The organism is Rhizobium sp. BR 317 (genome assembly GCF_047445835.1).
In the GTDB taxonomy this organism is placed as follows: Bacteria; Pseudomonadota; Alphaproteobacteria; order Rhizobiales; family Rhizobiaceae; genus Rhizobium; species Rhizobium paranaense.
On record NZ_JARWLB010000047.1, the window covers coordinates 1 to 6,848 of the forward strand.

The following is a 6,848-nucleotide window of genomic DNA, read 5'->3' on the forward strand; positions in this document are numbered from 1 at the left end:
CGGTGATGTTCTGGTCGCCGGTGGAATAAAGCCCGGCCGGGGTGTCGATCCAGTTGGTGGAGCCCTTGCCGGAGCCAAAGCCCGGCTGCACGCCGCCAAGGGTGAGGCCGCCAAGCGCCGTGCCGACATTGCTGGCGGTCAGCAGGTCCTGACCATCCGTCTTGCCGATCGTGCCTCCTGTGAAGGAAAAACCAAGCGAGGTCGAGCTGTTCGACTGGCTGCCGGTGTTCGGCGTCGAGATGATCGAAAGATTGCCGCCGACGTCTCCGTCGATCGTATCGGCCGAGAAGACGGTGTTGTTGAGCGTCGTATCGCCCTTCGAGACGAATTTGATGTTGTTCGAGGCGCTGACGGTGGAGATCACCTGCGTCGTCGAGGAGCTCGACGACTTGGATTGGCCGGCCGAGACGCTGGCAGTCGGGGTAATGCCGGTGGCACCGCCAATGCCGACGCCGACGGAGACGCCGATGCTGGCGCCGGCCGACTCGCTGCGCGAGGAGGCATCGGTCGTCGCCTGAGCGCCGGCCATGTCGATATTGTTGGCCGAGATCAACACGCTCCCGTTCATGTCGTCGGATCGATCCGGGTTTGCTTGCGCCGAGATCTGCAGGCCACGGCTCACGAAATCGCCGTCGGTCGAGATGTCGACCGAGCTGCCCGAGATCGTCGGCAGTACCGGCGTCGAGCTCGAAACCGAGGTCTCGGTCTTCGAATAGGTAAAGCCGGCCGTCAGCGAGACGGAGGCGAGATTACCGGCCGCGACGCTGTCCTTCAGATTGGAGAGCGCGTCATAGGCCTTCATGCCGGCAAAAGCGACGTTGGCCGCCGAATAGCCGTCGGTGACCTTGCCGAGTTTGGAGGCAAGGTTCTCGATGCTCTGGCCGGCGCCAACGAAGCTGGAGGACACACCGACGCTGACACCTGCAAAGAAGCTGGTGGCGACCTCGTCGAAGTTGGTGACATCGTTGCCTGAGAGGATGTTGACGCCATTCGCGCCGGTGATGGTGACGCCGCCGCCGGCGGCAATCTGGCCAGCCTGGTCGTTGAAAGTATCGCCCGCCTTAAGAGTGATGTCGCCACCCGCCTTGATCGTCGATACGGCATTGGTGTCAGCGCTCTGGTTGACCTGATCGGTAAAGCGCCCCGCGCCGATGCCGATCGAGGCGCCGCCGCCGCTGGTCGAGACCTGGATGCCGAAACCGGAGCGCTTGTCGCTCTTCGACGTGTCGTCGCTTTCATGACCAGGCAGGATGTTGATGTCGCCGGCCGCAGTGCCCGTGACATCCCCGTTGGTTGCCGCGATCGAGGATCCGATAATGTTGAGATCACCCTTGGTGGCATTGAGGGTGACGTTGCCATTGGCGGCGGTGAGCGTCGAACCAATATTATCGGTCGAGCTCTCGCTGATCGTCTTGTCGTGGCTGCCATAGATCGAGATGAATCCGCCACCCGATCCCACACCGATACCCGACTTCTTCGTCTGCTTGTCGCTCTCGTGTTCTTCCTCTGCCGCCATGACGGTGACGGTCGAGCCGGAGAGGCTGAGATCATTGCCGGCAGCCAATTCCGATCCGGAGACGACGGCCTCACCACCGGCGGCGACGCTAATGTTGCCGGAAGCCGAGATCGAGGAGCCGACGGTGTCCTCGTCATAGGTGTGGGTATGGGTCTTCGATGAGGACAGGAAACCGCTCGACTTGCTGTCGGAGGTGGTCTCGTCGGTATCCTTGCCGGAGGCGATGACGATGTTGCCGGCGGCACTGATCTTGGCATCGGCCGTATGGGTGGCATCGCCGGCGGTGACTTCGGAGGCCGAGATGGTGACGTTGCCGCCGGTGGAAGCGATGGTGACGCCGGTCTGACCGGAGATCGACGAGCCCTCAGCCGTGGTCGTCGCCTCGCTCGCCTTTTTCGATCCGGACTTGCTGGAGGAAGAAGCGCTGTCGGTGGCCTCACCAATGGTGATATCGCCCTTGGCGGTGAGGTTGGCTGTACCGCCCTTGGCGTCGATGTCGGAGCCGATGACGCTGATCGCTCCGTTGTCGGCCTCTACCGTGACGCTGCCGTTCTCGGAGGTGATCGACGACCCGTTGCTGGTGACCGAAGTCGAGGACGCGCTGCCGCCCTTGTAGCCGGTGGCTATACCGGCGATCGTCTTCGACTGGCTGGTGGTCTGATCTTCAGTCGCCGTGATCGCGATGTTGCCGTTCGTCGAGACGATGTCGAGATTGCCCTTGGCATCGAGCGCCGAGCCGGCAATCAGCACGCCCTGATTGCCCGACACGGTCATGCCGCCGCCGGCGATCAGCGACGAGCCCTGCTGCATCTGGCTGGTGGTGGTGGTGACGGTACCGCCTTGGGCAAGGCTCAGCCGGTCCTTGCTGAGGACGGTGTTTTCGACGCCGGCGGAGATGATGTTGACCGAACCGTTCGAGGAGAGAACGGATAGGTCGCCGCCGACCTTGGCGGAACTGGTGATGATGTTGACGCCGCTCGTGCCGGCGACGGTGAGATTGCCGCCTGTCGTCACGGTCGTGCCGATGAGGGCCTCAGTGCCGCCATTGTCCTGCTTGACGGCGCCAAGCGTCACGGTCTTGCCGGAAAGCTCGGCTGAGCCGCCAGCCGCCACCTTGGTGCCGGTGAGCGTCAGGCTGCCGGCGCCGGCATCGACCTTCAGATTGCCGCCGGCGGTGATGCCGCCACTCGCGGCAACGACGGTCTGGCCACCGATGTTCATCGTCTGGGCGGCGAGCGTGATGCCGTTGCTGGCATTGAGGTTCATGTTGCCGCCGGCGAGGAAGACGCCGCCATTGGCCTTGATGTCGGTGGCATTGATGGTCATGCCGTCAGCGGCGGCAATCGCGCCGGAATTATTGACGGAGCCGGCATCGATGCCGACGGTATTGCCGGCGATGATCGCGGCGCTGTTGTTGACCTTGGCACGATCGGCGGCCGAGAGGTAGACGACCGGCACCAGCACCTGCGCGCCGTCGACGATCTCGGTCTGGTAGATGACGATCGACTGGGTGAGTGACGCCGCCTGCTGTGGTGTCAGCGCCTGGCCGAGGCCAAGGCCGTTGGCCTCGGCATAGGCGACACCATTGTCGAGCAGCGTCTTCATCTGGTCGGTGGCGTTGTTGCCGGGGATGAAGGAACCGGCGCCAAGGCCATCGCCGACCAGTTGCCGCATCTGTTCGTCGACGAGCTGGTTGTCGAAATAAGCATCGCCGAGGAAGGGAACCTGAGTCTCCGGCGTATAGCCGATCCGGTCGATAAAATAACCCGAGCCGTAGAACTTTGAGACGTCGAGGAAGGCGGCCCGCGTTTCGAACAGGAAAACTTGGCCCGGAACGGTGCCGCCGACGCCGCCGGATTGCGGCTTGGCGACCAAGGCAAGCTGAGCGCCGTTCACCTGCAGCATCTGGGCAAGGTTGCCGCTGCTGCCGATGGCAGCGGTCAGTTTGCCCATCAGGCTGTTCGGACTGATCGCAGCGCCGCCGGTCGTCAGGCTGCTGCCATTGATCGAGGCACTGCCGGCGGCCGTCAGGCTGTTGCCATTGACCGTTGGGCCGTTGCCGATCGTTGCGCTGCCACCCGTCAAGGACGGGCCGCTGCTGATACTGGCGCTGCCATTGGCGGCGACGCTGGTGAGTGCAGTATTGACGTTGAACAGCGCACCGCCGGCCGTCATGCTGTTTAAGGCGCCGAGCGGGTTGCTCGTCGTCGCCGCAGCATCGATGGCGACCCCGCCGGCGATCGAGCCATTGGCGGCGACGTTGTTGACGGTGCCGCCGCCATTGATGGTCAGCGCGCCGCGCGCCTCGATAACGCCAGAGATGGCGCCGATCGCCTGCAGGCTCACCGTCGAGCCGGCAGCAAGATCCTTGGAAGCGTCACGATTGCCGTTGGGGTTGTCGGAATAGGTGAGCGACGGATCGTTGCTGCCGATGCAGGGGTTGTTGGGGCCGCTGCAATCCGGACCGCCCTGTGTGGTGTCCGAGGTGATGACGTCAGGATAGTATTGGCAGGGGGTGGCGCTGTCGCAGGTGGTCGTGGTGGTGCGGTTCAGCGTGACGCCGTCATTGGTCAGCGTGCCGGCAACGGTCAGCAGCATGTTGCTGTCGGACTCGATCGAGCTATAGGCGTTGGTCAGATTGATCGCATTGATGGTCAGGGAACCGCCGGCACGGATCTTGGCCGAGGCGCCGGCGCCCGAGATCAGTTGATCCTGAGTGACGATCTGGCTCACCAGATGATCGACGGTCTCGGTCCAGGCATAGGTCGGCTCATGTTGTCCCGAACCGGTGCCGCATCGCGTCTCGCACTTGTAGGTCTCGGTGATCAGATCATAGGCGCTGAGGATGGTGTTGGAGATCTGCACATCGCGCTGGATCACCGGTCCGGAAGTCGTGGTGTTGGTCAACCCATTGGTCAGGATCGACATGCTGCCGCCGGACTGAATAAGCCCGGCGGCGTTGACGACGGCACCATTGCGACCGCCGCCGCCCGGGCCTGCGATGGTAAGACCGTTGCCGGAAAGGATGGCCCCCTGGTCATTGGTGAGCACACCGCCGACGAAAAGGTTGGCGTTGTTGCCGGTAAAGACCAGGCCGGAGGGGCTGTTATAGAAATCCCCCGATACGTTGAAGGTGAGATCGTTGCCGGCGGCAAGCTGACCGGTATTGGCGAGCGACGGCAGGCTGAGCGTCAGGTCGTGTGCGGCCAGCAGCGAGGTGCCGGCCGTCGTCGTAAGACCCGCGGCGGAGATGGCGATATCGCCGGAGCCGCCGCCATTGGTGACGGCGCTGACGTCGGCATTGGAGAGGTCGGCATTGCCGGAAAGATTAAGCGTCAGGCCGCCGAAGGCGAGATTGCTGCCGGAAAGATTGGCGGAAGAGGCGTTGACGATCAAGGTGCCGGCGCCGGCAATGGCACTGCCTCGGCTGCCGGAGAGATCGAGGGCACCGGTGGTGAGCGTGAGATTGCCGCCGACACGGGTAGTGCTGGTATAGCTGATGGAACCGGGTGCAGTGAGCGTGGCATTGCCGAGGCTCTGCAGGCTGGCATAACCGATGTTCTGCGTTGCGGTTGCGGCAAGGCTGCCGCCGGAGAGCAATACGTTGGCGCTGATGCTGCCGCTGGAGGCGGCAAGCGTCATCGCGCCGGTATGATGCAGCATCAGGCTGCCGCCTGAGGCCGCATTGGTGGCGGCGAAATCGACGCCGGACACCAGCGTATCAATCGTCATCGATCGGGCGGACAGAGTGGCGTTGCGGGTGGCAAGCGACTGGCCGGTGAGCGTGATCGCATTGCCGGCGGTCATTGTCAGGTCGTTATGGGCGACGGCATTGGCGCTGATATTGTTTGCCGCATTGGCGGTGATGCTGCCGGCCGCCATCAGGCTGTTGACGGCAATGTTGCCGGAGGTCGCCTGCAGCGTCAGATCACCCGCATTGCCGAGAACGATATTGCCGCTTGCCGATTGGCTAGTGGCAGTAAAATCGACGCCGGCGACGATGACATTGCCGCTGATGCCGGAACCGGTGATCGACACATCGCTTCCGCCAAGAAGCTGGCCGTTGATCGCGACCGCGCCAGGACTGGTGGACGAACCGATCGCCACCGTGCCGTGGCTGGTGATGTTGCCGCCGGTAAAGGCGCTTGCCGCCACATCGAGATTGCCGGCGACGATCAGCGTGCCGGCGGTGGCGCTGGCCGCGACAATGTCGAGATCGCCGCTGGATCCGAGCGCGATGGCGCCGTTTGACGATTGCGCCGTGGCGGCAAAGTCGACGCCGGTGACGGCCTGGCCGACCTGGACGGTCTGGCCGGAGAGTAAGACATCGTCGGCACTCAGAAGCTGGCCGGTGACAGCAACGCTGTTGCTGCCGGCAAGGGTGACATCGCCATGGGCGGTGACGGCGCCGGCGGAGATGGTGGCAGCACTGGCGTCGATATCGCCGGCCGACAGCATGGTCGAGGTTGCAAGACCGGTCGAGGCGGCAAGGTTCAAATCACCGGATGATCCGAGCACGATGCTGCCGCCGGCGGCAGTGGTGGCGGCAAAGTCGATGCCGGAGATCAGGGTCGGCGCGCTGATGCTGCCGCCGGTGATCGCGAGATTGCCGGCAGCAAGCACCTGGTTCGTGACGTCGACATTGCCGATGACATCGACTTTGCCATGGCTGGTGATGTTGTCGGCGGTAAGATCGGTGGCGTGTGCAGCAAAGTCACCAGCCGACAACATGGTTTGCGAGACGACATCGCCGGTGGCGGTGAGGTTCATGGCGCCGGATGATCCGAGCACGATAGTGCCGCCGGCCGCCGTGGTGGCGGCAAAGTCGATACCGGAGATCAGGCTGGGTGCGCTGATGCTGCCGCCGCTCAGCGTCAGATCGCCGGCGGCGAGAATCTGGCTGGTGACATCGACATTGCCGTTGATCCCGACCTTGCCATGGCCGGTGATGCTGTCGGCCTGAAGTTCGGCTGCTGTCGCCGTAAAGTCGCCGGCCGACAGGATGGTGCCGGCCACGGCATTGCCGGAGAGGGTGAGGTCCGTCACGCCAGCGCCTCCAAGCACGATGTTGCCGCCGGCGGCATTGGTAGCATCGAAATCGATGCCCGAAACGATGGTCTGCGCGGATAGGCTTTGGCCGCTGATCGACACATTACCCGAGCCCAGAATTTGGCCGCTGACGTCGATGGCGCCGCCGAGCGTGACGTCACCATGGGCTGTGATCGCATCGGCGGTGACGGCGCCCCCGCTGGCACTGAGATCACTGGCCGACAACAGAGTGCCGGCATTGATATTGCCGGTCGAGGCCAGCGTCAGATCGCCACTGCTGGCG

General features: G+C 63.8%; 1 protein-coding gene. It reads right to left on the reverse strand.

The genetic code is table 11. From position 1 onward, the window contains the following. Positions 1–6,848 (reverse strand): hemagglutinin repeat-containing protein (locus QD357_RS31065; protein ID WP_414125829.1); only part of this gene is annotated, 6,848 nt, incomplete at both ends.